Below are 26,419 nucleotides of genomic sequence, written 5' to 3' on the forward strand. Positions count from 1 at the left end.
TATATTTTTAACAAAACTTACTTATTGTGTCGTTTTTTAAATGAACCGACATTAAACTAGCTGAGACGAAACAAATGGAACAAGTATTAGTTTCATGTCTGATATCTAATAATTTATTATTTTCTATTTTGATTTGGATTTGGATAGAATCGCCACAAACCCCATTATTATAAAATAAATTTTTATAATTGGGTTTTTTGACTCAGGTTGTGTTTGAGGTTTAGTGCAATAATTAATAATTAAATTTCTATTATATTTAATCACAAAATAGTCACTTTTCTCCTTTTGCTAAATTTTTTATTTTTTAAAATCGTGTTTTAAAATTTCATTTTTTAATTTATCAGTGTCGTTGATCATAATATAATCTTGATTAAGTACGTAACAATTCGTGAGTATGTAATTTTTCCATTTTTCTTTTATTTTATTTTTTTGAAAAAAACAAAAAAAGAAATATCTATGATAGGTTAATAAATATAATAATTTATAAATATTAAGTAGAATGAATATTATTTATTACAATTGTTTTAAAAAAAATAAAAGTTTTTAAATATAATTAAAATTTAAATAAGAAAAAGAAAAATTTTAATTATATTAAAAAAATTACTTTATGATATTGTTTAAATTCTTATTTAATTTTTAATACATAGAGTTAAAGAAGAATATAATTATAATTTTAGTGATTCAGCTTAAAAAACGATTAAATGAATTTAAATTATAATAAAAAAATATAAAAAAGATATTGTTATTTGGATTAAAAGTTTAAAAAAACTTCTTAATTAAAAAAAATAAGATAATCAATTTATGAAATGTTTGATTATCTTATTTTTTTTAATTAAAATTAAAAGATTTTGTTTTTAATTTTATTTATTATTTTTTAGTTTTTTCTTCTAATTCTTTATGTAATTCTTTAAGTGCTGCTTTTAATGCTGTATGTTTTGTTTTTAAATTGTTTACAGTAACACCATCTTTTTGAGCTTCGTCTTTAAGCGCGGTTAATGCTTTTTTTACATCTTCTACTTTTTTTGCATCAATTTTTTTAGCTTCTTCTTTGTCTTTGTTAAATTTGACTATTACTTGTTTGTAATCTTCTTTGCTTGTATCAAATAAGTCTTCTGTGTATTGTTTAACTAATTTGTCAGCTTTGCTTTTATCACTATCTGCATAATCTGCATCTGTAAAAACTACTTCTGACATTTTTTTAACTTTTGCTTTATAATTTGCCATCTTGTCGCTATTAATAAACATATAACCTAAAACACCTAAAGCTACTAAAACTAAAGTAACAACGATACCAACTACTATCTTTCCGTTTTTAGTTTTTAAAAAACTTTCTCTTTGTTGCATTTGTAATCTCCTTTTTTTAAGAATAATTTTTTTTATCAAATCTTTTTTAGATTCAATACCATTATTATAACATAATTATTTTATAACACATTTTTTTTCTATTTAATTTTGTTAAAAATTTTATGAAGTATTTGATCAGCTTTATCATCTTTTTCTATTTGAACATTTTTTTTATGATTTAAAATTCTTTCTATATAGTGAATAGATTTTTTTTGATTTAAAGAAGCTTGATGAATGGTTTGGATTATATCATTATGTTGGAAATTATTATCTAAGTACCAATTTTTAATAATTTCTAATTCGTATGGTGTTAAATTTTCTCCTTTTAATTTTTCTATTTCATCTATTGTTTCTGTTATATATGTTTTATTTTTTTTTGTTTTTTCTTTTTTATCTATTTCTAAATAAAGTTGTTCTAATTTAATGAAAGTATTATCTAAATCAAATATTTCAATAATTTTGTTATTTTTTTTATCTTCTGATAAAGAGAAAAAATTTTTTTTCAATAATTTTTCGAGAATATTTTCTACTTCATTTTTAGAAAGATTAGTTTTTTCAGCTAAAAAAAGTGAAGAAAAATTTTTATTTTCGTAAGAATTAAATAAAAATAATAAAATAATTAATTCTTGTAGTGTTAAATCTAAATTTTTATATTTATTAATTAGAATTTTTTCAATATTTAAATAATTTTGTTCATAGAGGTTTTTGAACATTTATTTTCTTTCCTTTCTTTATTTAATTTAATTAATGCTTTTTGAGCTGCTTTTTGTTCAGAAGCTTTTTTAGTTTTTCCAAAACCTCTACCTAATAATTGATTTTCTAAATAAACTTCGGCTATAAATTCTTTTTCATGCGCCAATCCTTTTTCAGAAATGATTTTATAAGAAATATTTTTTTTATTAGTTTGGATTAATTCTTGCAATTGAGTTTTAAAATCAATTATATTAATAACTTTTTTTAAACAAGGTAAAACAACATAATTAAATGTTTTTTCTACTTGGTGATAACCTAAATCCATAAAAATAGCTCCAAATAAAGCTTCAAAAGCGTCCGCTATAATAGAATAATTATTATGAAATCTTTTTCTTTCACCTTTGCCTAATAAAATATATTTTTTTAATTTTATTTCTTCCGCGTAAATTAACAAAGATTCAACACAAACAGCTTGAGATCTTTTTTTAGTCATAATTCCTTCGTTATCTCTATTTTTTTTGTATAAATAATTAGCCATTAAGAAATTAATAATTGAATCTCCTAAAAATTCTAATCTTTCATTGTTATTTTTTGTTAAATTATTTTCGTTAGCGTAAGAACTGTGCGTCAAAGAAGTAATATAAATTTGAATATTTTTAGGTTTTATGTTTAATCTATCGAATAATCTTTTTAAATTCATAATTATTATTTTAATAACTTAAATTTATTTTTGATTTTATTTATAAATTTTTTTTCAATTAAAGTTTTTGCTTGAACGATAGCTTTATAAAAGGCATATTCATCGGAATTACCATGAGCCTTAATAACAATTTTATTCAAACCTAATAACATAGCGCCACCTATTTCTTTAGAATCTAATTTTTTTTTTATTTTTTTTAATTTTTTAGCAAATAATAGTTTGCTTATAATTTTTTTAAACCAATTTTCAGTCATAATATCTTTAATAATTTTAAAATAATTTTTTAATGAACCTTCGTAACTTTTTAAGACTATATTACATGTGAAACCATCACTTAATAAAACATCTGCTTCTGTATTTAAGATATTAGTGGTTTCTTCGTTCCCTTTAAAAATAATACGATTATCTTTTTTTAATAAATCATAAATTTTTCTTTCCAATTCTCTCCCTTTACCTTTTTCTATACCTATATTTAATAATTTTACCACAGGATTAGAAATTTGAAATAATTCTTTTGCCGCTACAGAGGCATAAATAGCGAAATTTAATAAATTTTCTGGTTCTGTTTCGGCATTAGCGCCAGCATCTATTAAAATAACTTTTTTATTTGTTAAAGAATTAAAAATAGGAGCTAAAGCTATTCTTTTAGCAAATGGGATAGTTTTTATCATTAAAAAACTTGCTAAAACTAAAGCTTGAGTAGGTCCGGCAGACACAACACCATCAACTTCATCGTTTTTAGCATCTTGAAGTGCTAAAAACATAGAATTTTTAGGGTTATCTCTTAATTCTTCTCTTATGTTTTTGATATCAGATTGAAGATAAAAAGAGGTATTGATAATATTTATTCTTTTTTTTATAAAATCATTAAAATTCTTTTCTATGATTTGATCTATTTTTTCTTTATCTCCGTATAAATTGATATATAAATTTGAGTCCTCTTCTAAAGCTTTCAAAATTCCTTTGACTATCATTTCAGGAGCGAAATCGCCTCCCATTGCATCAACAGCTAATTTAATCATTTTTTAGATAACCTCTTTTTTTAAATTTAATAAATTTTTAAAATCTTTTTGTATTTGGAATATAATAGAAAAATCTTCTGATATATTTAAAAAATTATATTTTAAAAAACCGCTTTGTTTCGTGCCTACAAAATCACCAGGTCCTCTTTTTCGAAAGTCAATTTTGCTTAAATTGAAACCGCTATTTTCTTTTTCTAAAATTCCTAAGCGTTCATTATCTTTGTGAAAAATTAAAAAACAATAATTTTTTTTATTATTACGCCCAATTCTACCTCTTAATTGATGTAATTGACTTAAACCGAAATATTCCGCCCCTAAAATTATCATAGTCGTTGCATTAGTGATATCAATACCTACTTCGATGATTGAAGTAGCTAATAAAATACCCCTTTTATCATTGGTAAAAGATTGCATGGTTTGTTCTTTAATTTCGGGTTTTTGTTCACTATGTAAAATATAAATATTTGTGATATTTTCATTTTTAAGCCAAATACTTATATTCTCGATATTAAATTTTTTGTTATTATCTTTTATAGCAGGGACGACGATATAAGTTTGTTCATCGCGATTTTGATTTTTTTTTATTAAAGGAATTGTTTCTTTTAATAAGCATTTTTTAGTAATAATATTTTTTTCTTTGGAATGTTTTTTATCAAGAACAGAAACATTTAATAAACCAAAATAAATAACAGCTAAAGTTTTAGGAATAGGAGTTGCTGTTAAATATATAACATCAGAAGTAATATTTTTTGTAATAATTTTATTTTGGATATTAGTACCGAATTTATGAATTTCATCTATAATAACCAATCCTAATTTACTAAAATTAATATTAGCTAATAAATGAGTGCCAAAAATCATTTTATAATGATTTTGTTTTATTAATTCAATGATATCTTTTTTATTTTTACTTTTTGAAGTGATAAAAATAGATTTTATTTGAGGGAAAAGTTTTTTAAAATTTAAATAATGTTGTTGAGCTAGTATTTCTGTAGGCGCCATCATTGAAACTTGTCTATTTAAATCAATAACCGCTAAAGAAGCAATAAAAGCTATTATCGTCTTTCCTGAACCGACATCTCCTTGAATTAACCTTTTCGTAGAATAATTTTTTTTAAAATCTTGATAAATTTCGTTTACTATTTTTTTTTGATCATCCGTTAATTGAAAAGGGATATTTTTTATCATTTGTTTAATAAAATTTATATTATATTTTAAAGGTTCTTTAGGAATTAATTTAATTTCTTTACACCATTTTTCAATTATAAAAAAAGCTTCTTCATATTTAAATCTTTTTATTGCTTCATTTAACATTTTTCGATTTTTCGGTAAATGAATATTTTTGAAAGCTTCTTTTCTATTGATTAAATTATACTTTTTTAAAATATTTTCGTTTAAATTTTCTTTTATTTGAAACCCTGGATGTTGAATAATTTTCGCAATTTTCTTTTGAATCACTTCATCTGATATACCTATTATTTTATAAATAGGTTTTATTTTGTCTTTTATATTTCCGTTCAAAGATATAAAAGAAGCTATGATAGCTTTATAGCGTGAATAATATGTTCCTTGAATAAAAATTTTTTTTTTATTTTTTAAATAATTTGAAAAAAAAAATTATTAAAAATGATTATTTTAAAAATAAAACCAGAATCAACTATAATTTTGAACATTTTAATCTTTTTTTTGAAAATATTATTAACAAAAATAGGTTCTTCAATTATTTCGCCGTATAAATTTATTTTTTTTTTATCAGATATGTTTTTACAATCAGATAAAACAAAGTTTTCATATTTTTTAGGTTTTTTTAAAATTAATTCTTTTATACTTGTTATGTTATTTTTAATCAATTTAGGATACAAATCAGATTCTAAAAATAGTTTTTGCAAACTAATATCAATCATTTTTTTAACCTCATTGTATCTAGAATATTTATAATTAAAACATTTTAATAAAAAATTTATAAATTGAAAAATTAAAATTGAAAAAATTAATATTAATTTCTTTAAATGTTTGTTTAAAAAAATTAATATTAATTTTTAAATCTAAGGAATTTTAATATTTTTTAAATTATTACAATTCATTAAAAATTATAACATATTTTAAATTTTACTTTTATAAACTTTTTAGTAATAAAGTATTTTTTGTAATTATTTAATAGTTTATTTTTAGTTTTTTTTATTATTTTCTTATATAAATTCTATTTCATCTATTTGTATTCTGTTTTTTTGAATAATACGTTGTGTTTGTTTTTTTATTTTTGTTTTAAAAAGTTTTTTAACAAGAAATAGTAATTATTTTATAATAATATATTTTATCGATCAAAATAATAAATTTAATTAATAAAATTGATTTTGAATTAAAAATATAAAACTTGGTAAATAAATTGTCACTTTTAAAAAAACTATATCTTTTTCGTTCGCTATATAAAATCCAACAAATTTTAATAATCAAATCTTCTTTATTACGAACAATAAAAAAAGAACTTATTAAAGTTCTTTTTTGTTTATTTAGGTTAATAAAAAAAAAGAAGTTCCGTATTTTTTAACTATTATTTGCTTTTTTTTGTTAAAGTCTAAATGAATTTAAAAATTCCTATTAGGGTGATAATGAATTCAATTTTTTAAATATTTTGTCAAAGATATAAATTTTAAAGATGTGGTTTAGAAAGGTAAACAAAAATACATATTAAATAAAATTTTTTTATTATATTTAATATTTATTTTTGTTTAATTTTAGAAAAATGAAAAAATGGGAAGAAACGGAATATCAAGTTCAAAATTGGTTAAAAAATAATCCTTTATTTAAAGGAATGATAATTAAAAAACTTAAAGATGGTGTTGAAGGAGTAGATTTGGAAGCTTTTTATGAACATGATCTTGAATCTAAAATCGCTATTCAAGTTAAATCTTGGGAACAAGATATTCAATTAAAAGACATATTTACTTTTTTAGAAACTTTAAAAAAACCTGAAAATAATTATTCTCAAGGTATTTTAATAACCAAAGGTAAAGGAAAATTAACTAATAGCGCCAAGGAAAAAATATCTAAATATAAAAAAGAAAATAATATTAAAATTGAAATTTTTGAAAATCCTAATTTAAAAGAATATCAAAAAAATTCTCAAACTTTTCAATTACGACCTTACCAAAAAGAAGCCATTGAAGCGGCTAAAGAACATTATCGTTTTAACGATCGTGGTATTTTAGAAATGGCTTGCGGAACTGGAAAAACTTTTGTCGCTAAAAATATTATCAAAAATTTATTGCCAGAAGGCGGTTTAGTTTTTTTCTTTGCGCCTTGGTTAAGTTTATTAGAACAAAGTATTAGATATTTAACTGCGGATGATAATGAAACCTTGGTGATTCCTGTTTGTAGTACTGAAGATGAGATGATTTCTAAAAATAACAAAAGCTTAAATACAGAAGATTTAAATAAATCTCATATTATAAATTTAGAACACTTATTAGAAAAAGATAATTTAAATTCATTTCGAAAAAAATTTAAATATATTATTGTTTTTTGTACTTACAGATCTCAAGATCGTTTAGCGGAAAAACAAGAAAAAGAAATATTAGGCAAAACCGATTTAATAATTTGTGATGAAAAGCTCATCATACTGTAGAACAAAAAGCTTTAGATGAAAAACAATTACATATTCAAGAAAATATTAAGTCTAAAAAAACTTTATATATGACCGCCACTGTTAAAATTTATATTACTAAAACTCGTAAAAGTAATAATTTTCAAGAAAATTTAAAAATGGTCGATATGAAAAATAAAGAACTTTATGGTGAGATTTTTTATTCTTATCAAATAGATCGAGCTATTGATGAGAATTTTTTGTGCGAATATGAAATTGTTTTCCCTCTTTTTGCTGAAGTAAAAGAATTAAATGACATTGATTCACAATTATCTAAAGAGATTAAAGATTCTATTAATCATTTATTAGGTGATAAATATATAAAAAATAATAAAGAAAATTTTTTAATTGAAAAAATTAAAAATAAATTACATTTAAATTATATTGCACGAATGGTCGGTATTCAAAAAATTTTAAAAGAATATCAAAGTAAATCAGCTTTGGCTTTTGTTAACGGTATCAGCGTTAATAGAGCTCAACACGCTTCTTCTTTTATGGAGGCTATTTTAAAATCACTTAATGATACTCATAAATACGATTCTTCTTTAAAAACTGATTATATTGAAGGTTTAATGTCTCCTTCGGAACGAGAAGAAAAATTAAATAAATTAAAAAACGAAAAACCTTTTTTACTATGGAATTGTCGTTGTTTAACTGAAGGAGTGGATATTCCTGAATGTGATGCTATTGTTTTTTTTGAACCTAAACAATCTTTCATTGATCTTATTCAAGCGATGGGACGCACTTTAAGAAAAGATCCAAATAATGAAAATAAAAAAGCGGTTATTATTTTTCCATTAGAATTTGATGATAAATATAAAAGTAGTATTATGTTTTTGAATCGCATAAATGTTTTTATTGTATAATTTTAAAATATTTAATTTTTATTTTTTTGATTAAACAATTATATTTTTAAAATTACTAAAAAATATTTTAAATAATTTTTTTAGTTCCATTAATAAACTTTTTCTAAAATACAAAATCATTTATAAAAAAAGTGTTTTTTTTATTAGAAAGGGAATTTTAAAATATGTTTGAAAATAAATTGTTAATAAAAATTATTTTAATAATAATAATATTTATTTTTTTTAATATTAGTTTCTTTTTATTCATTTCTAAATTTTTTTTAAATTATAATAAAGAAGAAATCGATCAAACAAAACAAGAAATAATTAAATTAAATCAAGAAATAGAAAATAAACAGAACAAAATAAATACTCAACATGAAGAAATAATTAATAAAGAAAAACAATTAAATAATGAAATCAAAACAAAAGAAGAAGAACAAAAACAATTAATTAAAAAAGAAAAAGAATGGAAAAAACAAAAAGAAGAATTAAATAACCAAATTGAAGTAATCAATATACAAACAAAAACTTTTCAAGAAGAAATCGATCAAACAAAACAAGAAATAATTAAATTAAATCAAGAAATAGAAAATAAACAGAACAAAATAAATACTCAACATGAAGAAATAATTAATAAAGAAAAACAATTAAATAATGAAATCAAAACAAAAGAAGAAGAACAAAAACAATTAATTAAAAAAGAAAAAGAATGGAAAAAACAAAAAGAAGAATTAAATAACCAAATTGAAGTAATCAATATACAAACAAAAACTTTTCAAGAAGAAATCGATCAAACAAAACAAGAAATAATTAAATTAAATCAAGAAATAGAAAATAAACAGAACAAAATAAATACTCAACATGAAGAAATAATTAATAAAGAAAAACAATTAAATAATGAAATCAAAACAAAAGAAGAAGAACAAAAACAATTAATTAAAAAAGAAAAAGAATGGAAAAAACAAAAAGAAGAATTAAATAACCAAATTGAAGTAATCAATATACAAACAAAAACTTTTCAAGAAGAAATCGATCAAACAAAACAAGAAATAATTAAATTAAATCAAGAAATAGAAAATAAACAGAACAAAATAAATACTCAACATGAAGAAATAATTAATAAAGAAAAACAATTAAATAATGAAATCAAAACAAAAGAAGAAGAACAAAAACAATTAATTAAAAAAGAAAAAGAATGGAAAAAACAAAAAGAAGAATTAAATAACCAAATTGAAGTAATCAATATACAAACAAAAACTTTTCAAGAAGAAATCGATCAAACAAAACAAGAAATAATTAAATTAAATCAAGAAATAGAAAATAAACAGAACAAAATAAATACTCAACATGAAGAAACAACAATATACAAAAAAATTTTTGAATTTTTAAATGAAACAAAAACCTTAAATAACGATACAAAAACAAAAATGATGCAAAATTTTAAAATTAATAAAAAAGAAGAAAAACCTCAAACAAAGACTTCAATAAAGTATTTAATAGAAAATTTTAATTCATTATTTAATCATATTAAAGAAGAAAATATCTATGATATGAATAATAAAATGATAAAAAAAATAAACTATGAATATATAAATAACACTGCCTTGTGTCCTTGTAATCATTTAAAAGTATTAACAGAATATGATGGCAATAATCAAATAATTAAAAAAACAAACTATGATTATATAAAAAATACAACTGGTTCCGATAATAATCATTTGATATCATTGATAGAATATAACGGATATAATCAAATAATTAAAAAAACAAACTATGAATATTTAAATAATTATTCCTTGTTTCCTTTTAATCATTTAAAAGCATTAACAGAATATGATGGCAATAATAAAATTATTAAAAAAACAAACTATGATTATATAAAAAATACAACTGGTTCCGATAATAATCATTTGTTATTATTAACAGAATATGACAGCAACAATAAAATGATTAAAAAAATAAAATATGATTATATAGATGATAAAAATAATTATAATAATAATTATTTAAAACAAATAAAAGAATACAACAGTAATAATGAAATAATATTGAAAATAGAATTTTAATGTTTATAAAATTTAGACTTACTGCATTTTCTGTTACGGTTTAGGAACAACCAAAGATTTAACAGACTCCAAGTTAAAACTTTTTAATTTAAATATGTTTGTTATTATTTTTTTATTCTTTTATGTATATTAAAAACTAAATAATGTCCATATTTTTTTTTGATAAAAATAAATAAAAAAAATCGTTAATAATAATTATTAAATTTAAAGTTTTAAATTCGTATTAAATAATATATAATATATATTATGAGTAATGAAATGAAATTAGTTTTAGCAATAGTTTCTAATGAAGATGCTAATCAAGTTGAAATGAATTTGAATAAAGAAAATTTTTTTAATACAAGATTAGCTACCAAAGGAGGCTTTTTAAAAGAAAATAATGTTACTTTTATTATTGGTTTAAAAAAAGAAAAAGTTGAACAAGTTTTAGAAATTTTTAGAAAATATTCTAAAACCAAAACACAATTAATTCCTAATAATATTTTTAATGAATTTAGCTTTTATTTTAATTTGCCTTCTGAAGTTTCTATAGGTGGAGCTACTATTTTTATTTTAGATGTTGAAAAGTTTTTAAAAATATAAAAATTATTTCAAGAAAGGTAATGATTTTATTAACATGATTTTAACTAAAGAACAAAAAAAACAAATTATTAAAGAAAATACTGATAACGAAAATAATACTGGTTGTGTTAAAGTTCAAATTGCTTTATTATCGAGAGGAATAGAAGAATTAAATAAACATTTAAAAGAACATCCTAAAGATTTTGATTCTAAACGTAGTTTATTAATAAAAAATAAAAGAAAAAATATTTTAATGAGATATTTATCTCAAAATAAATAAAAAAAATTATCTTAATTTATTATTAAGATAATTTTTTTTATTTATTTAATTATTTTTTAATTTTTATAATTTTTTATGGAGCGAATAAGGGGGATCGAACCCCTGTTTTATGCTTGGCAAGCATAAGTAATAACCACTATACGATATTCGCGAATTAAAATTTTGATTTCAAATTTTAAAATAATTATTTAAATTTTAAATATTAATACGAAATAATTATAACACAAAAAAATATAAATTGTTATAATATTGGTGCTCTTAACAAGAATCGAACTTGTATCATGTCATTACCATTGACACATTTTGCCATTAAACTATAAGAGCTTATTTATTCTTTGTTTTATTATTTTATCATATAAAACTCTTTTTTATATAAATTGTTTTTTTTAAATTATAAAAAAATGTTAATTTTATAATTAATTATTATATAATTAAAAAGGTGTTTCATTTAATTTATATAAAAAAGGAGTTTTAGAATTAATTAATGTCAAATAATACAAAAAGCATAAGCGCATTTGAAGGAATCGTTAAATGGAATGCTATCGATAAAGGTTATGGTTTTATTAAATCAGTTAAACCTATGGGAGAAGTTTTATTTAATCAAATAGCTGAAGAATTTTCAATAGACGAAACAGAAATCGAACAATTTATAAACGAAAGAGAAAAATTGGAAGATGATTTGTTTTTCCATTGTAATTCTATTGTAGTCGGAAACGAAGAAGCTGCTTTAAGTCATTATCAAGAAATAAAATATAAAGTATTAAAAGAAAATGACAGAGTTAGATTTTTCATTAAATTAGTTAAAGGTAGAGAACAAGCTTGTTATATTAAAAAAGAAGATTAAAAACTTCAAAAAAAATATAATAAATTAATGTTTTTGATTAGTTTTTTTTATTAAAAAAACTTAAACTATATTAATTAAAAAAAGGTTTAATATCTTTTTTTAATGAAAGTGAATTTTATTTTTAAAAATTTTTTTTCATTAAAAAAAGATTAAAATTTATAAGGAATTTTATGAAAAAATTTAGTACTGAATCTGTGACAAAAGGACATCCTGATAAAATAGCTGATCAAATTTCAGATGCTTTATTAGATTATTATTTAAAAAATGACTCCAATTCTAAAGTCGCGATTGAAACGATAGTATCTGATAATAAAGTTATTATTTTAGGAGAAATCAAAACAAAATTTTTATTTGAATCAGAACAAATAAATGAAATTATAAAAAAAGTTATCAAAAATATAGGTTATGATGATGAAAAAGAAAATTTTTGTTATCAAAAAGTAACTATTTTTAATTTTGTTCATGAACAATCTTCTGAACTTAATAAAGTGGTTGAAAATAAAAGTGCTAACGATCAAGGTTTGATGTTTGGTTATGCCACAAAAGAAACTGATCTCTTTTTGCCTTTAAACTTTGTTATTGCTCGTAATTTATCATTAAAATTAACAGAAGTAAGAGAACAAAAAATTATTCCTTTTTTAAAACCTGATGGAAAAACCCAAGTGACCTTAGTTTACGATGAAAACAACAACCCTCTTTATATCGATTCTATTGTTGTTTCAACTCAACACGAACCCAATATTAAACAAGAACATTTAAGACAAGTCATCATGGAAAAAGTAATTAAACCAGTTGTTGATTTTAATTTGGTGAACGATAAAACTAAATTTTATATAAATCCTTCTCATAGTTTTATAATCGGAGGACCGAGCGCGGATACAGGTTTAACTGGAAGAAAAATTATTCAAGATGCTTACGGTGGTGAAGTTCGTCATGGTGGCGGTTCTTTTAGTGGTAAAGATCCGTCTAAGGTAGATCGAAGTGGTGCTTATATCGCTAGATATTTAGCTAAAAACATTGTCGCTGCGAAGTTAGTTGATAAATGCGAAATTCAATTATCTTATATTATTGGTTTAAAGCAACCTGCTGCCATTTTCATTAATACTTTTAAAACAAACAAAATATCAGAAACATTAATAATTGATACGATTAAAAAGAATTTTGATTTAACTCCTTCGGGAATTATCAAAAAATTAAATTTAACAAAGCCTTTATTCCAAATAACTGCTTGCGAAGGCCATTTCGGAAGAAAAGATAATTTATTTTCTTGGGAACAAATAGATTCGGTTCCGATCTTTTCTAAATTATTAAAATGAAATCAATATATTTCACCTAAAGAAAAAATATTTTATTTATTTTATTTTAAATACTTATTTTTTTAATAAATATTCGATTTATATTTTTTTATTTAAAAATAGATAATAATATATATAATTTTTTTATTAATTGTTTTTATCTTTTTAAAAATTAATGAATATTTTGTATTTATTAAATAAATTTTAAAAAAGGATTTGTATGAAAAATTCTAAATTTGTTAAAGAAATTGTTTCCCGTGATGTAGATTTTGGCAAATGGTATAAAGAAATTTGTTTGAAATCAGAATTAATTGATTATTCTGATGTTAAAGGTTTTTTTATTTATTTACCTTATGGTTATGCTATATGGGAATCTATTAAAAAATTTATAGATTCAAAGTTAAAAAAACTTAATCATCAAAATGTTTATTTCCCTTTGGTATTTCCTGAAGATTTGTTTCAAAAAGAAAAAGAACATATTCATGGATTCGCTGTTGAATCCTTGATGATTAAAGAAATGAATAACGAACCATTGGTTAAAAATTTAGTTATTAGATCGACTTCTGAAGTTTTATTTTCGCAATATTATGCAAAAAAAATATTTTCTTATCGTGATTTACCTAAATTATTTAATCAATGGTGTAATGTTGTCCGTTGGGAAAAAACTAATAAACCTTTTTTAAGAAGTAAAGAATTTTTATGGCAAGAAGGACATACTGCTCATAGTTCAAAAGAAGAAGCTTTAAAAGAAACAATAACTATTTTAAATTTATATAAAAAATTAGGAAAAGAACTTTTAGCAATTCCTTTTGTTTCTGGACAAAAAACTCAATCAGAAAAATTCAAAGGAGCTGAATTAACTTATTCTATTGAAGCTTTAATGTATGATAAACAAGCTCTTCAAGCGGGAACTTCTCATTATTTAGGTTCTAAATTTTCCAAAGCTTTTGGTATCAAATTTCAAGATTCTAATTTACAAACTCAATACGCAGAACAAACTTCTTGGGGTATTTCTACAAGAATGATAGGTGCTTTAATCATGATACACGGTGATGATGAAGGGTTAGTTCTTCCGCCTTATATTGCACCTATTCAAATAGTTATTATTCCTATTCAACCTCAAAATAAAGAAGTTTTAACTATGGCTGAATTATTTTATAAAAAATTATTTAAAAAATATAAAGTATTTTTAGATAAACAAAATAAAAATATTGGTTGGAAATTTAGTCATTATGAATTAAAAGGAATCCCTTTAAGGATTGAAATAGGTTTGAGAGAATTAAAAGAAGATAATGTAACTATTTTTATAAGACATAATTTTGAAAAAAAAATAATTAAAATAAATGATTTATTTAAAAAAATTCCTTTTTTACTAAAAAATATTAATGAAACAATGTTTCAAAAAGCTTTAAATCATCTAAATCAAAATATATTAGAAGTTACAAATTATGAAGATTTTAAAACAAATATTAAAAAATTTGGTTATATCAAAATGAGCGTTTACGAAAATGAAGCAGAAAAAATTATAAAAGAAGAAACAGGTGCGACTGCTAGAGTTTTGGTTAAACAAAAATTAATAAGCGAAATATGTCCTGTAACTAAAAAAAAAGCTAATCAAACTATTTTATTCGCTAGAGCTTATTAATTTTTGTTTTTGTATTATAATTTTATTTTTATATATTATGTTAAAATTAATTATATTAAAATTAAATAAAATTTTCAAATTTTATTGAAAATTATTTTTTTAATTTATTAATATAAATATTATTTAAATTTCGAAAGCTGGTGTGGCGAAATCGGTATACGCATTTGACTCAAAATCAAACGAGGTTAAACTCATGTCGGTTCGAGTCCGACCATCAGTACCAAATAAAAAAATTATAAAATATAGTTATATTCGTAACTATATTATTTTTTTTATTTTTGTATATTTGATACAATTAAAATTTTATTTTTATATAAAAATAAAAAAAATTAATTTAAAAGAGTAAAAAAAATGTCTTCTAAATTCGAAAGTTTTATTCAAAAATTTAATTCACAAAATTTAACCAATTATTCTTTGGATGGAGTTATTGTTGATTCAAAGAATAAAAAATGGGTTATAAATATTTCTTTACAAAAAGATTTTTCTAATGTATGTTATTTAGAAACTTTGGAAAAGGAAATTTTTGATTTTGTATTAAAAAAATCTGATGATTTGATTAAAGATTTAAAACATGATATTCGTTTTCTTTTTTCTGAATTAAAAGATTATCATGATAAAAAATTTTGGCTTAAAATATTCAAATATCTTTTCGAAAAAATATCAATAAAGATAATGAATAAAATTATTCCTTTTTTAGACGAAGAAATTGATTTTGAAAAAAAAATATTTCGAATTAATTTAAAAACAAATGATAAAGATGAATTAAAACCTTTAATAAATGATTTTGCTAAATTATTAAAAAAAGATTATAATTTTGATTTAGATTATGATATAGAAGAAATAAAATTACAAGTTGATAATGATAAAATGTATTTAACATTTTCTGATATCCCTTTTCATTCTTCTCAATTTCTTGAGTTTAAAGAAAAATATGGTTCTAAATCTTTTTGGATCCAAGGTTATATTCAAAACGTAACTAAAAAAGAAACTAAGAATAAAAAAGTTTTATTTTCTTTTCATTTATTAAACCCATATACAAAAGACGATTCTATTTTTTATAAACAATTTTGTGACCCTAAAGATACAAATTATCAAAAAATAGAAAAAGATTTTCAAGAAGGTACTAAAATAGAAATTTTATCTTCTTGGTCTCGTTTATCTGAAAATAGTTTTATAAAAAACGATTTTTTTTTACAAATCCATTTCAAAAATAATGATTCAAAAAAATATAATATTTTAAGCCCAATTCTTTTAAACGAAGAAAGAATAGATGATTTTGAAGGAAAAAAAAGGATTGAATTGCATCTACACACGAAGATGTCTAATTTAGATTCTATAAATAGTCCTAAAGATTATATTGAAACAGCTCAAAGATGGGGACATAAAGCTATCGCTTTTACAGATTATAATGGTTTATATGCTTATCCTGATATAAATAAGTGTATTTATAACAAAGATATAAAACCTATTTTAGGTATAGAAATGGATTTTATATCAGAAAAACCTATTTTTGTAACTAATCAAAACGAATATCCTGAATTCGATAATTTTGTTTTAAAACAACATAATTATGTTGTTTTCGATATCGAAACTACTGGTTTTTCTAAAACTAGAGATAGAATTATAGAAATTTCAGCTATAAAAATAGAAAATGGTCAAATAACAGATAAAATTTTTGATGAATTGATCGATCCACAGATAAAATTAAATAAACAAATTATAGAACTTACTCAAATTCAAGACGAAGATTTAAAAAATAAACCTACTATTGAAGAAATATTACCAAAATTTTTAAAATTTATTGAAGGTTATGTTTTAGTAGCGCACAATTATTCTTTCGATATAGGTTTTATAAAAGAAAAAGTTAAACAATTAAATATTCCTTTTAAAGATCCTATTTATATAGATACTTTGTATTTAGCGCAAAAATATTTTTCTGAATTTTTAAAATATTTTAAGTTAAAAAGAATTGCTAAAGTTTTTAAAGTTAAAAATGATTTAATCGAAGGTAATCACCATAGAGCTTTATTCGATTCTAAAACTACCGCATTAGCTCTTATAGAAATGTTTAAAAAATTAGAAGAACGAAATATTTTACATTTTTATGATTTAAAAGAATCTTTAAATAATATTTTTGAAAGAACTCATAATGTTAATATTTTAGTTAAAAATCAAAAAGGTTATCAAAATTTATTTCGTTTAGTTAGTGATGCTTTGACTGAAAATTTTTATAAAAAACCTAGATTACTTAAATCTATTTTTGAAAAATATAGAGAAGGTTTATTGATAGGTAGTGGCTCTTATGAAGGTAATATTTTTGAAGCTGCTTTAAATCAAACAGATGAAGAATTAAAAAGAAATATTTCTTTTTATGATTATATAGAAATCCAACCTTTAAATTGTTATAAACATATTATGTATGATTTAAATCCAGAAAACGAAGATGAAAGTAAAAAAATAATTCAAGAAATTATTTTAAAAATAATCAAAGAAGCTCAAAAACAAAATAAAATTATCGTTGCCACAGGTGATGTTCATTATTTAAATGATTACGATAAAATGTATAGAGAAATTTATATCAATGCTAAATTAGTTGGCGGAGGAGTACATAAATTATCAAAATACGATTCAAAAAATTTACCAGATAATTATTTATTAACAACACAAGAAATGTTAGATTCTTTTAAATTTATTGAAGATAAAAAATTAAGAGAAGATTTAGTTATTCATAATACTCATTTAATAAATGATCAAATTGAAAAAATTAAAATTTTTCCTTCGCAACTTTTTTCACTCAAAGATAATGAATTTGCTAAAAATTTAAAAATCCCAAGTATAAAAGAAGAAATTAAAAAAATATTTGAAAAAGAATTGAATAAAAAATATGGAAATAAATTACATCCTTTTGTTCAAAAAAGAACTGAAAAAGAATTAAAAAGTATTATTGGTGACAAAATAAATAAAAAAAATAATAATATAGCGCCAATATATTTTTTAGCTCATTTATTAGCTAAAAAATCAATAGATAATGGTTATCCAGTTGGGTCTCGTGGTTCTATCGGTTCTTCTTTAGTAGCGACTCTTTTAGGTATAACAGAAGTGAATCCTTTAAAACCTCATTATTTGTGTTCAAAATGCCAATATACTGTTTTTACGCAAATGAATGAAACAGAAAAAGAAGATGAAAATTTTAAAGAATATATTAATAATTATAATAAAAATAAAATTAAAGATAATAATGATTACGAAAATATAAAAAATGTTTTATCAGGTTATGATTTACCTAATATGGATTGCCCTTTTTGTAAAGAAAAATTTACAAAAGATGGACAAGATATTCCTTTTGAAACTTTTTTAGGTTTTGAAGGTGATAAAATTCCTGATATTGATTTAAATTTTTCTGGCGATTATCAATCGCGAGCGCACGAACATATGAAAGAATTATTAGGTAAAGATTCTGTTTTTAAAGCTGGAACTATTCAAACAGTTGCTCAAAAAACAGCTTTTGGTTATGTAAAAGGTTTTATTAAAGATAAAGGGTTAGAAGACGAAATTAGAGTTTGTGAAATAGCAAGAAGAGCTAATATGATTGAAGGCGTAAAACGTTCTACAGGACAACATCCAGGAGGGATTATTGTTGTCCCTAAAAATAAATCTATTTACGAAATCACTCCAATTCAATTTCCGGCAAATGATATTGAATCTAATTGGAAAACTACTCATTTTGATTATCATTCTTTTGAAAATAATTTATTTAAAATGGATATTTTAGGTCATGATGATCCTATTTTGATTAAATTTTTTATGGATTATGTAAAGAAAAATCCAGAGAAATTTCCTTTTTCATCTTATCAAAATATTCCTGTTGATGATCCAAAAGTTTATGATTTATTCCCTAACGAAACAAAAACCGAAACAACTACTGCTATTCCAGAATTCGGTACAGAATTTGTCAAACAAATGTTAAAAGATATTTATAAAAAAGAAACAAAAAAATTTAATTTTAATTTTGGAACATTAGTTAAAATTTCTGGATTATCACACGGAACAGATGTTTGGTTACAAAATGCAAGAGATATTCTGAATAAAAAAGGAGATTTTTCTTATTTAGGAAATTCTTCAAAGGACGAATCTAAAGAAATTTCTTTTAATGATATTATTGGTTGTCGTGATGATATTATGTTACATTTAATTAAAAAAAATGTAAATCCTTTAAAATCTTTCGAAATTATGGAAATAGTTCGTAAAGGACAACAAAATAAAAATCCTAAAGAATGGAACAAGACAATATCTGAAATAAAAGAAAACACAGAAGTTTCGAATTGGTATTTAGAATCTTTAAATAAAATTAAATATCTTTTTCCTAAGGCTCATGCTGCTGCTTATGTTTTGATGGCTGTAAGAATTGCGTGGTTTAAAGTTTATCATCCTCTTTTATTTTATAGTTGTATTTTTTCTAAAAGATTGAATCAATTCGATTATAAAATAATGTTGAAAAAACCAGAATCAATCGATAAAGAAATTGAAAAAATAACAAAGAAAAAAGAAAAAAATACTGTCCTTGAACAAAGTCTGATAAATACATTAAATGTTGCATCAGAAATGTTAAAAAGAGGTTTTAAATTTTCGCCAATTGATTTAAATAAATCTCAAGCTTTTGACTTTATTATAGATGGTGATGAAAAATCTTTAATAATGCCTTTTATTACAATAGATGGTTTAGGTGAGGTAGCGGCTAATAATATAGTTGAAGAAAGAAAAAAGAAATCATTTACACAAGAAGATTTTTATAAAAGAGTTAAAATAAACAAAACTGTTTATAAAATAATTAAAGATGAATTGAAATTAATAGAACAATTACCTTTATAATTGTTATAATTTGTGTATATTAAATATTTGTAATGTTAAATAAAATTAAGTTATAATTAAATTGGTTACTTTTAGTTTTAAATTTTATTTTTTTTAAAAAAAATAAATAAGGCGAAAGTTAAATGAAAATAATTGTAATTGGATGTAATCATTCAGGTACAGCCGCAACAAGAACAATATTTAAAAAATATAAAAATGTCAAAATAAACATTTACGAAAAAAACGATAATGTTTCTTTTTTATCATGCGGAATAGCTTTATATGTTGGTGGTGTGGTAAAAGATAAAAAAGGTTTGTTTTATTCTAATAGCGAAGAATTAACTAATTTAGGCGCTACTGTAAGATTAAAACATGAAGTTTTGAAAATTGATTTAGAAAAAAAAGAAATTGTTGTAAAAAATTTAAAAAATAATAAAATATTTGTAGATTGTTTTGATAAATTAATTTTATCTACAGGTTCTTTACCGATTGTTCCTCAAATTAAAGGAATAGAATCTAAAAATATTTTATTTTCTAAGACTTTAGAAAATGCTAATAAAATTATAGAATATACTAAAAAAATTAACAAAGTTACGATTATAGGTGCTGGTTATATAGGGGTAGAATTGGCAGAATCTTTTTCTAAACAAAATAAAGATGTAACTTTAATAGATGTCGCTGATAGAATTATGCCTAAATATTTAGATAAAGAATTCACTTCATTAGCTGAAGAAAGTTTAAAAAAACATAATGTTAAATTAGCTTTAAATGAAAAATTATTAGAATTTAAAACTAAAGATGGTTTAGTTACTCACGTCCAAACTGATAAAAATTGTCATGAAACAGAAATGATTATTATGTGTATTAGTTTTAGACCAAACACAGATTTAGTCAAAGATTTATTAGAAATAGAACCTAATAAAGCTTTAAAAGTTAATGAATATTTACAAACTTCTCATTCTGATGTATATGCTTGTGGCGATTGTATTAATATTTATTACACTCCAATGGAAAAAAAAGATATATATATTCCTTTAGCTACTAACGCTGTTAGAACAGGAACTATTGTAGGTTTGAATATTAAAAAAAATTTTTTTAAATATTCAGGAACGCAGGGGACCAGTTCTATACAAATTAATGACTTAAGTATTTCTTCAACAGGTTTAAATGAACATACTGCTAAATTATTCGGTATAGATTATGATTGTATAACTATTAAAGACGCTAACAGACCAGAATTCATGCCTAGATATGATTCAGTTTTGTTAAAAATTTTATTTGAAAAAAAGACAAGAAGACTTTTAGGAGGGCAAATTTTATCTACTGTTGATTTGACTGAAAAAATAAATACTTTAAGTGTTTTAATTGAATCAAAAACTACTATAGATGAGTTAGCCTTTAAAGATTTTTCTTTTCAGCCATATTTCAGCAAACCATGGGGTTTATTGAATTTAGCAGGTATCAAATATTTAGAAAATATGAATTTATAAATAGTTTTTCAATAAAAAACTATGTTTAATATTTTTTAAACATAGTTTTTTATTTTTTATATAACAATATATTTAATATATTTAAAATATTTTAAATATCATTATTTTAAAAAATTTTAATTATATTTTTTTTTAAAAAAATAATATTATATTTAATTTTTTTAAAAAAATTTTTTAAAATAATGATAAATTATATTTTTTATCGCTTAATAGAAAGGTTTATTAAAAGATGATTTTTAATTTTTTAAAAAAACAATTTAATTTTTCTTATAAATATCTAAAAAAAATTGATTTAATAGTTAAAAAAATAGAAAAATTAAAAGATGATTATTCTAAATTCAAAGATGAAGATTTCCCAAAAGAAACCGAAAGATTAAAAAAACTTTATCAAGAAGGAACTTTTTTAGATGATTTATTAATAGAAGCTTTTGCTTTATCCAAAGAAGCTTGTAAAAGGGTTACGGGTTTAGATCCTTATAAAGTTCAATTATTAGGTTCTTTTGTTCTTTACAAAGGTAAAATTGCAGAAATGAAAACAGGTGAAGGTAAAACTTTAACTTCTGTTATGTCTGCTTATTTACACGCTTTAAGCGGCAAAGGAGTGCATATTGTTACTGTTAATGAATATTTAGCTAGTCGTGAATCTGAAGGTGAAATAGGTGATGTTTTTCGTTTTTTAGGAATGACTGTAGGATTAAACACTAAAGAAAAAAATATTGAAGAAAAAAAAATAGCTTATAATTCTGATATTATGTATTCTACTCATAGTGAATTGGGTTTTGATTATTTAAGAGATAATATCGAAACTAACATTAATAATATATTAATGAAAAAAGAATATAATTATGTTATCGTCGATGAAGTAGATTCTATTTTAATTGATGAAGCAAGAACACCTTTGATCATTTCTAGTAAAGCTCAGAAAAGTATTCAATTTTATAGAGACGCTAATCGTTTTGTAAAAATTTTAAAAGAAACACATTATATAATCGAACCAGAATCTAAAACAATTGAATTAACTGAAGAAGGTATTAAAAAAGCTGAAACTTTTTTTCAAATAAAAAATTTATATAATGAAAATAATTCTGTTTTATTACATTGTATTAAAAATGCTTTAAAAGCTTTTTATACAATGTCTAAAAATAAAGATTATTTGGTTGATAATAATAAAATTTTAATCATCGATAGTTTTACTGGTAGAGTTTTAAAAGGGCGTAAATTTAGTGATGGTTTACATCAGGCTTTAGAAGCTAAAGAAGGTTGCGACATAGAAGAAGAGACAGAAATTTCTGCTACTATTACTTATCAAAATTTTTTCCGAATTTATAAAATTTTATCTGGTATGACAGGAACAGCTAAAACCGAAGAAAAAGAATTCATTAATATTTATAACACAAGAGTAATTGAAATACCAACTAATAAAAAAATTATAAGAGAAGACGCTCCAGATTTTGTATTTGCGACTTTAGAAGAAAAATGGGAATCTTTAATAGAAGATATAGAAGAAAGACATAAAAAACAACAACCTATTTTGATCGGAACTGTCACTGTAGAAGTTTCAGAATTAATTTCTCAAAAACTTAAAAAAAGAAAAATAAAACATGAACTTTTGAATGCTAAATATTTTTTAAAAGAAGCGGAAATAATTTCTAAAGCGGGACAAAAAGGTTCTATAACTATAGCAACTAATATGGCAGGTCGTGGTACAGATATACAATTAGGCGAAGGAGTTGCGGAAATAGGTGGTTTGGCAGTTTTAGGAACAGAAAGACATGAATCAAGAAGAATTGATAACCAATTAAGAGGTCGTTCAGGTCGTCAAGGAGATCCTGGGTTTTCTAGATTTTTTGTTTCAGGAGAAGATGATTTAGTTAAACGTTTTGGTAGCGATAAAATACAAAGAATAATTGAATTATTAAATAAAACTAGAAATAAATCAGACGAAAAAAAACCTATATCTTTTAAATTTTTTACTAATTTTTTTACTAAATTGCAAAAAAAAATTGAAAATTCTAATTTTAATTATCGTAAATTTATTTTACAATTCGATTCTGTTTTAGGTTTACAAAGAGAAATTATTTATCAACAAAGAAAAGAAATTTTAAATTCTGATAAAGATAAAATAGAAGAATTAGTGAAAATTTTAATTTCGAAAACAATTGATAAAAAAATTAATTATTTTTTATTAAATAAAATGAATAAAAAAGAAGATTTTAGTTCTAATTCTGTGAATTTTTTAGAATATTTTGAACAATTATTCTTCCCTAAAGATGTTTTACAAAAAGAAGAAATAGAATTAATATTTGAAAAAAAACAGAATAACTTTTATAAAAAAGAAATAACAGAATTAATTTTAAATAAAGTAAATCATATCCTTGAAGAAAAAAAAGAAAAATTAATTATTGATAATCAAAATTATTATTCTGAATTTTTAAAAATCGTTATGATTCGTAATATTGATAATTATTTCAAACGTCATATTTCTGATATGAACATACTTAGCAAAAGTATTAATTTTATGAGTTACGGTCAACAAAATGTTTTAACAGCTTATCAAGAAAAAAGTTTAAATTTTTTTAACGAAATGATAAATAATATTTCTTTTGATATAACACGTATTATTTTAAAATTCACTTTATCTCAAGATGACTTTATAGAAAATAATGAAAAAGAATTTACTTATAATGACGGCAACGTAACTAAAAATATATTAAAAAAATCTAAAAAAAGAAAATATAAAGCAGTTAAAAAACCTTGGAATTAAAAAAAAATTTATTATAAAGGAAATTTAATTACATGGAACAATATGAAATCAATAAACTTTTAGAAAATTTGAAAATTATTTTAGATAATCTGAAAATAAAAATAAATTTAGATGAGAAAAAAAAACAATTAAACGAATATAATAAATTAATGGAAGATCCTGAATTTTGGTCTAAAAAAGAAGATTTTACAAAAATTTCTAAAAAAATGCATAAAATTAAAGAAAAGATTGATTCATTTATAAATTTTGAAAAAAAATTAAATGATTTAATTATTTTGTTCGAAATATCTAAAGAAGATGATAAGGATTTTTTAATCTTAGTTGAAGATTTAAATAAACTAGAAAAAGATCTTAAAAAATTTGAAATCGATATTTTATTAAATCAAGAATATGATCAAAATAATGCTATTTTAAATTTGCATCCTGGAGCTGGCGGTACCGAATCACAAGATTGGTGCGAAATATTATTCAGAATGTATCAAAAATATGCGCAAAAAAAAAAATTCCAAGTTAAAATTTTATATTTGCAACAAGGTGCAGAAGCCGGTTTAAAAACGGTTAGCTTATTAATAAAAGGTGATTATGCTTACGGATATTTGAAATCTGAACAAGGTGTTCATAGATTAGTAAGAATTTCTCCTTTTGATTCCAATCTACGACGACACACTTCTTTTGTTTCTTGTGAAGTTTTACCTGAAATTAACGAAGATATTAAAATCGATTTAAAAGATGAAGAATTGAGGATTGATGTTTTCCGAAGTAGCGGAGCAGGCGGACAACATGTTAATACAACTGATTCAGCCGTCAGAATAACACATTTACCAACTAATATAGTAGTTAATTGTCAAAACGAACGAAGTCAAATAAAAAACAAAGAAAAAGCTTTACAAATTTTAAAAATAAAATTATTAGAATTAGCTAATTTGCAAAAAAAAGAAAATGAAAAAAAATTAAAAGATAATCAAAAAAATATTAGTTGGAGTAATCAAATAAGAAGTTATGTTTTTCATCCTTATCAAATGGTAAAAGATCATCGTACTAATTGTGAAATATTTCAAGTTAATTTAGTAATGGATGGCCATTTAGATGAATTTATTTATTCTTTTTTGAAACAAGAAAATATATAATTAATTTTTTATTATATTCAATTTTATAGAGGGTTAGAATCAGATGAAATCATCCAGTAATAAAATTTATAAATGGTTTATCCTCTTATTAAATGTTTTTTTATTAGCTTTTGTTATTTATTTTTTTATTTTAGGTACTAAATTAAATAACGGAGGATTGGACGGTTTATCTTTATTAACTGTTCAATTTTTAGATTTTGCTGGATTAAAACAAATAGAAGGGCAAAACAAAGAAACACTTATAATTTTTTTGATTTTTTTATATAACATCATTAGCTTTATCTTTAGTTATAAATTTTTTGGTAAAGAATTTTCTATTAGAATATTTTTTTTAGCTATTTTTTTAAATTTTTCTTTATTTTTTTTAGATTGGTGTATAGGGATAAATAAAAGAGATAATTTTTTATCATGGATAGATCTCGATGGTAAATATAAAATTACACAATTATTTATATCTTCGGTTATCGCTGGTTTATTTATCGGTTATACAATGAGTAATATCAGAAAAATAGGATATAACACAGGTGGAATGGATATTTTTCAAAAAATTTTAAAAGATGTTTATAAAATAAATTTTATTTGGGTTTTGTTAATAACGGATGGAATAATAATTTTTTTATCTTCTTTATTAGAATCAAAAAGGGATTTCATTTATTTTTTAGTTAGAATCGGATTTTCTTTATTTTCTTTAGTTATTGTCGGTTTTATAATGGAAAAAAATTCCATTATAAAAAAAGATTCAAATAAAAATATTTAATAATTTTATTTATAAAATTAATTAAAGTAAATAATATAAAATATATCTATTTTTTTTATATTATTTCGTGCTACACTGATTTTTGAACTTTTTTTCAAATTTAAACATTCCTAAACGAGTTTTAATTCGAATCTTTTGAAAATAAAAATTATTATTATTTTTTTAATAAATAAGTGTTGTAGTTTAAAATAGCGTTAGAAAATTTCGCTTGGTTAAAAAAACACTATACCTGTAAAAAAAGTAGCTGTTTTGGCCGCTTTTTTTTAGGTATGAAAAAGCCACTCTGGAGAGTGACTTAGGGGGTTATTTATTGTTTGCTTGTTTTCTTGAAAAATATTCCAAATAGTAAAAAAATCGACAATAATAATTGTAATAAAGAAATTATTTGTTGCCGCAAATTATTGTTTTTTATTTGATTATTTAGATTATAATCGTTTGGATTGTTTTGGTTATTTGGATTATTAAATATTTTTATTTCCTCTATTCATTTTG

At 21.7% G+C, this 26,419-nt stretch carries 19 protein-coding genes, 3 tRNA genes and 1 pseudogene; 14 read left to right on the plus strand and 9 right to left on the minus strand.

Annotated features, from left to right (window positions below):
* Window positions 1-7 precede the first annotated feature (7 nt).
* From LFWB_RS03980 to LFWB_RS03875, 7 genes and pseudogenes are all read right to left on the minus strand, one after another.
* Window positions 8-160 (minus strand): annotated as a pseudogene (locus tag LFWB_RS03980) (iron-sulfur cluster assembly scaffold protein); the annotation flags it as partial.
* 707 nt (window positions 161-867) lie between these two features.
* Window positions 868-1,344: a hypothetical protein gene (locus tag LFWB_RS01255; protein WP_210954864.1), complete on the minus strand. Its 477-nt coding sequence runs from the start codon at window positions 1,342-1,344 to the stop codon at window positions 868-870.
* Between the two features lie 98 nt (window positions 1,345-1,442).
* A complete protein-coding gene (locus LFWB_RS01260; RefSeq protein WP_210954865.1) occupies window positions 1,443-2,057 on the minus strand; it encodes a DnaD domain protein in 615 nt (204 codons plus the stop codon).
* Window positions 2,024-2,737 (minus strand): ribonuclease III, encoded by a 714-nt coding sequence (gene rnc, locus LFWB_RS01265; RefSeq protein ID WP_210954866.1) that lies wholly within the window; start codon window positions 2,735-2,737, stop codon window positions 2,024-2,026. The genes LFWB_RS01260 and rnc overlap by 34 nt, the downstream gene beginning before the upstream one ends.
* A 5-nt stretch (window positions 2,738-2,742) precedes the next feature.
* The gene (plsX, locus tag LFWB_RS01270; RefSeq protein ID WP_210954867.1) at window positions 2,743-3,759 is read right to left on the minus strand and encodes a phosphate acyltransferase PlsX; all 1,017 of its coding nucleotides are present in this window, start codon (window positions 3,757-3,759) and stop codon (window positions 2,743-2,745) included.
* 3 nt (window positions 3,760-3,762) lie between these two features.
* Window positions 3,763-5,280 carry a DEAD/DEAH box helicase gene (locus tag LFWB_RS01275; protein ID WP_246454238.1) on the minus strand — a complete coding sequence of 506 codons (1,518 nt, stop codon included), beginning with the start codon at window positions 5,278-5,280 and terminating at the stop codon, window positions 3,763-3,765.
* 74 nt (window positions 5,281-5,354) lie between these two features.
* A complete protein-coding gene (locus tag LFWB_RS03875) occupies window positions 5,355-5,663 on the minus strand; it encodes a hypothetical protein (protein ID WP_246454239.1) in 309 nt (102 codons plus the stop codon).
* An 839-nt stretch (window positions 5,664-6,502) separates the two neighbouring features.
* On the opposite strand from LFWB_RS03875, the gene LFWB_RS01280 reads away from it, so the two are divergent.
* The 5 genes from LFWB_RS01280 (at window position 6,503) to rpsO (ending at window position 11,157) form a co-directional block, all read left to right on the plus strand.
* The gene (locus LFWB_RS01280; protein ID WP_210954868.1) at window positions 6,503-7,384 is read left to right on the plus strand and encodes a DEAD/DEAH box helicase family protein; all 882 of its coding nucleotides are present in this window, start codon (window positions 6,503-6,505) and stop codon (window positions 7,382-7,384) included.
* Between the two features lie 68 nt (window positions 7,385-7,452).
* A complete protein-coding gene (locus tag LFWB_RS01285; RefSeq protein ID WP_210954869.1) occupies window positions 7,453-8,268 on the plus strand; it encodes a helicase-related protein in 816 nt (271 codons plus the stop codon).
* Window positions 8,269-8,432: 164 nt separating this feature from the next.
* Window positions 8,433-10,316, plus strand: a complete 1,884-nt coding sequence (locus tag LFWB_RS01290) for a hypothetical protein (protein ID WP_210954870.1) — start codon at window positions 8,433-8,435, stop codon at window positions 10,314-10,316.
* Window positions 10,317-10,574: 258 nt separating this feature from the next.
* Complete coding sequence (locus LFWB_RS01295; RefSeq protein WP_210954871.1) at window positions 10,575-10,898, plus strand: cyclic-di-AMP receptor; 324 nt, start codon at window positions 10,575-10,577, stop codon at window positions 10,896-10,898.
* Between the two features lie 34 nt (window positions 10,899-10,932).
* Complete coding sequence (rpsO, locus tag LFWB_RS01300) at window positions 10,933-11,157, plus strand: 30S ribosomal protein S15 (protein WP_210954872.1); 225 nt, start codon at window positions 10,933-10,935, stop codon at window positions 11,155-11,157.
* 76 nt (window positions 11,158-11,233) lie between these two features.
* On the opposite strand, the gene LFWB_RS01305 is transcribed toward rpsO, so the two are convergent.
* A tRNA-Gly gene (locus LFWB_RS01305) sits at window positions 11,234-11,308 on the minus strand.
* Between the two features lie 99 nt (window positions 11,309-11,407).
* Window positions 11,408-11,481: transfer RNA gene (locus LFWB_RS01310), tRNA-Thr, on the minus strand.
* Between the two features lie 160 nt (window positions 11,482-11,641).
* On the opposite strand from LFWB_RS01310, the gene LFWB_RS01315 reads away from it, so the two are divergent.
* From LFWB_RS01315 to LFWB_RS01355, 9 genes are all read left to right on the plus strand, one after another.
* Window positions 11,642-12,001 (plus strand): S1 domain-containing protein, encoded by a 360-nt coding sequence (locus LFWB_RS01315; RefSeq protein ID WP_210954873.1) that lies wholly within the window; start codon window positions 11,642-11,644, stop codon window positions 11,999-12,001.
* A 158-nt stretch (window positions 12,002-12,159) separates the two neighbouring features.
* On the plus strand, window positions 12,160-13,317 hold the full coding sequence (gene metK, locus LFWB_RS01320; RefSeq protein ID WP_420887582.1) for a methionine adenosyltransferase: 1,158 nt from the start codon (window positions 12,160-12,162) through the stop codon (window positions 13,315-13,317).
* A 199-nt stretch (window positions 13,318-13,516) separates the two neighbouring features.
* Window positions 13,517-14,941 carry a proline--tRNA ligase gene (gene proS / locus LFWB_RS01325; RefSeq protein WP_210954875.1) on the plus strand — a complete coding sequence of 475 codons (1,425 nt, stop codon included), beginning with the start codon at window positions 13,517-13,519 and terminating at the stop codon, window positions 14,939-14,941.
* Between the two features lie 136 nt (window positions 14,942-15,077).
* Window positions 15,078-15,164 (plus strand) — tRNA-Leu (locus LFWB_RS01330).
* 128 nt (window positions 15,165-15,292) lie between these two features.
* A complete protein-coding gene (locus tag LFWB_RS01335) occupies window positions 15,293-19,810 on the plus strand; it encodes an exonuclease domain-containing protein (protein ID WP_210954876.1) in 4,518 nt (1,505 codons plus the stop codon).
* Between the two features lie 122 nt (window positions 19,811-19,932).
* On the plus strand, window positions 19,933-21,279 hold the full coding sequence (locus tag LFWB_RS01340; RefSeq protein WP_210954877.1) for an FAD-dependent oxidoreductase: 1,347 nt from the start codon (window positions 19,933-19,935) through the stop codon (window positions 21,277-21,279).
* 232 nt (window positions 21,280-21,511) lie between these two features.
* A complete protein-coding gene (secA, locus tag LFWB_RS01345; protein WP_210954933.1) occupies window positions 21,512-24,043 on the plus strand; it encodes a preprotein translocase subunit SecA in 2,532 nt (843 codons plus the stop codon).
* A gap of 32 nt (window positions 24,044-24,075) precedes the next feature.
* Window positions 24,076-25,170, plus strand: a complete 1,095-nt coding sequence (gene prfB / locus LFWB_RS01350) for a peptide chain release factor 2 (protein WP_210954878.1) — start codon at window positions 24,076-24,078, stop codon at window positions 25,168-25,170.
* A gap of 43 nt (window positions 25,171-25,213) precedes the next feature.
* Window positions 25,214-25,927, plus strand: a complete 714-nt coding sequence (locus tag LFWB_RS01355; protein WP_210954879.1) for a YitT family protein — start codon at window positions 25,214-25,216, stop codon at window positions 25,925-25,927.
* Window positions 25,928-26,419: the final 492 nt, after the last annotated feature.

It is taken from the genome of Candidatus Phytoplasma luffae, from assembly GCF_018024475.1.
In the GTDB taxonomy this organism is placed as follows: Bacteria; Bacillota_I; Bacilli_A; order Acholeplasmatales; family Acholeplasmataceae; genus Phytoplasma; species Phytoplasma luffae.